General features: G+C 53.8%; 4 protein-coding genes. 1 reads left to right on the top strand and 3 read right to left on the bottom strand.

Annotation, left to right across the window (positions count from 1 at the left end; translation table 11 throughout):
- Together AAIL68_RS17350 and AAIL68_RS17345 are read right to left on the bottom strand one after the other, a co-directional pair.
- A partial coding sequence (locus AAIL68_RS17350; protein WP_347141039.1) for a hypothetical protein occupies positions 1–363 on the bottom strand: 363 nt, incomplete at its 3' end.
- 13 nt (positions 364–376) lie between these two features.
- Positions 377–862 (bottom strand): hypothetical protein, encoded by a 486-nt coding sequence (locus AAIL68_RS17345; protein WP_347141038.1) that lies wholly within the window; start codon positions 860–862, stop codon positions 377–379.
- Positions 863–1134: 272 nt separating this feature from the next.
- On the opposite strand from AAIL68_RS17345, the gene AAIL68_RS17340 reads away from it, so the two are divergent.
- Entirely contained in the window at positions 1135–1647 is a 513-nt protein-coding gene (locus AAIL68_RS17340; protein WP_347141037.1) for a hypothetical protein, read from the top strand.
- Positions 1648–1858: 211 nt separating this feature from the next.
- On the opposite strand, the gene AAIL68_RS17335 is transcribed toward AAIL68_RS17340, so the two are convergent.
- Positions 1859–2074 (bottom strand): hypothetical protein (locus tag AAIL68_RS17335; RefSeq protein ID WP_347141036.1); only part of this gene is annotated, 216 nt, incomplete at its 5' end.

Below are 2074 nucleotides of genomic sequence, written 5' to 3'. Positions count from 1 at the left end.
CGACCAATCATTGTTCACGAAGCGGCCACGGTTCAGCTTCTCAGCCTTAGCTTTGACAGCGAACCTGCGAGCAGATGCGTCGCGGATCACTGCGAAACCACCGACGTCAGAGCGGATGGTCCGCTCAGGGAACAGGTGAGCTGGAGAGGTCGCTAGACTACGGACCAGCGACACGACCGACGAACCCCCGATGTTGATGTCTGCCGCCGACACAACTTTCGTGACTTCCGCAATGCTTTCAGGGTTTGCAGAATGCTTGTTGGTGATCACGTCAAAGACGCACTGGTAGAAACCGAATGCAGCTCCCATGTCAGTAGCAGCCAGCCTGTAGACGACCGTCTCGAAGGCTCTGCTGATCGCCATTACGCGACCCGCTCTAGCCCGAGCATGATATTCGTGGCAGTTCTCTGGCGTTTTGAAACGCTGGTGCGGACGCGCTTGGAAGACCTCGCCAGTAAGCGGATCGACCTTCGTTACGTCGGGCTTGGCGCGCTTCAGGTAGTCGGCGCGATCCTTGCACTTCTTTGCCGGGCAGATGCGGGCAGTGGATCGCTGATACGCGAAGCTGCATAGACCAGTTGCCTACCTCCTTGGCACGACTGATCGCAAAGTCTTCGTAGCTCATGCCGAACAGATATACCGCGAATGCAGCAGCGGCTGTCCCTGTAATAGCACCTGGAAGATGTTTCATTGCTTCCTGTGCTGGCTTGAAATCAATACCAGCCAGCTGCCCTCGGAGAAGCCTTATCAATGTTTGCGGAATCAACCAGAATAGCAAACCTAAGCTCAACAGGTCGATCATAGCTAAAGCAATTGGATGCATGACGATGCTCATCATAAAGTTTCCGGCGATACTACTCACGCGGATGTGAAGTGCAAGCCAAAAAAACCCTGCTGATTGCTTTGAACCAGGAGAGAACAACGCGCAATCAGCAGGGAAGGTTGAGAGACATGAAAACAAACCATCGGAAGGTCTAGCTCCGACAATCATATTTAACGTCGGAATGATTGTCACATTCGACAGACAATCAGCAAGCCTTCCCAGATTGAATTTGGCAGCAGCCGCGAATGGCTCTTTTAATGAGCAAAGCAAGGCTCATAATTATTGCAAGAGCAAATTAGAGGAGAGAGACAATGGCACTATCATTTGCACCAATAGCTATCGGAGCATTGATTGCCCTGACCGCAGCAACTTCAGCGGCCAAGGCCAACTGGGAAGAAGCGACTAAGATTGATCCCCTAATGGATTACATCGTAAGCGGCAGCTATGTTTTTAGCGACCAGAAATCCTTCCTCCTGCAATTCATCTGCTTCGAAGAGAATGGCGGCGAAGTCGGCGTCCACATTCTCAACGACAATGCATTCATCTCCATTGGATCGGACACGATCGAATACCGGATCGACAAGGCACCCGCTCAAAGCGTCAAATTGATCAGAATGTCGTTTGACCATCTTCAAGGGCCGCCATCTGTCTCCAAGCCGCTTGCAGAGTCAATTGCGCAAGGCAGCAAGCTGGCCATCCGGTTCAACGGCGTTGCCGATACTTTCGACATGAGCGAAGCTGAGCATCGGCTTGAACGGTTCTTGGCGGGCTGTCCTAAGGTCGAACCGATGGCGTACGGCCCGCAGCAGCCCACTGGCAACTAAGCGCCCTGCCGTCTATATTGGATTTGACGCTGCTTTCCTGCACTGACCGTCCCTAACGCACCTGGGGCATGTTCGGTAACGGAGAGCCACGTCAACCCGCTGGCGTCTTGTAGAAGGCGCGGACGAACTTCACCATCCGTCCTATCAGCAAAAGGCCCTGCTCGGTTCGTCCAAGCAGGGCCGCATTCATGTTTAGGCTTCAGGGCGTCTGTTATGCCGCAGCAGGTTCGCGCCCATGGTCGTAACTGAACCAGACCTCTTTGAACATCTCGGCTCCGAAGTTTCGCCCGGTGGCACGGTTCATCGCCTCCGCGATCTCCTTGGCCTTTGCCACCCCCAAGGTATCGATCAACCACCAGAGGCTGTCCCTTGCAGGTTGATCGATGATGCTCCGGGCCTCTTGGTAGTCATCGTGGTGTACAGCATC

The organism is Paracoccus sp. SSK6, from assembly GCF_039770665.1.
In the GTDB taxonomy this organism is placed as follows: Bacteria; Pseudomonadota; Alphaproteobacteria; order Rhodobacterales; family Rhodobacteraceae; genus Paracoccus.
This window is presented reverse-complemented; position numbering and strand designations above follow the sequence as displayed.

Bases quoted from the DNA above. Each gene is read 5' to 3' on its own strand.
- AAIL68_RS17340 (WP_347141037.1), top strand. From the start codon at position 1,135: ATGGCACTATCATTTGCACCAATAGCTATCGGAGCATTGATTGCCCTG.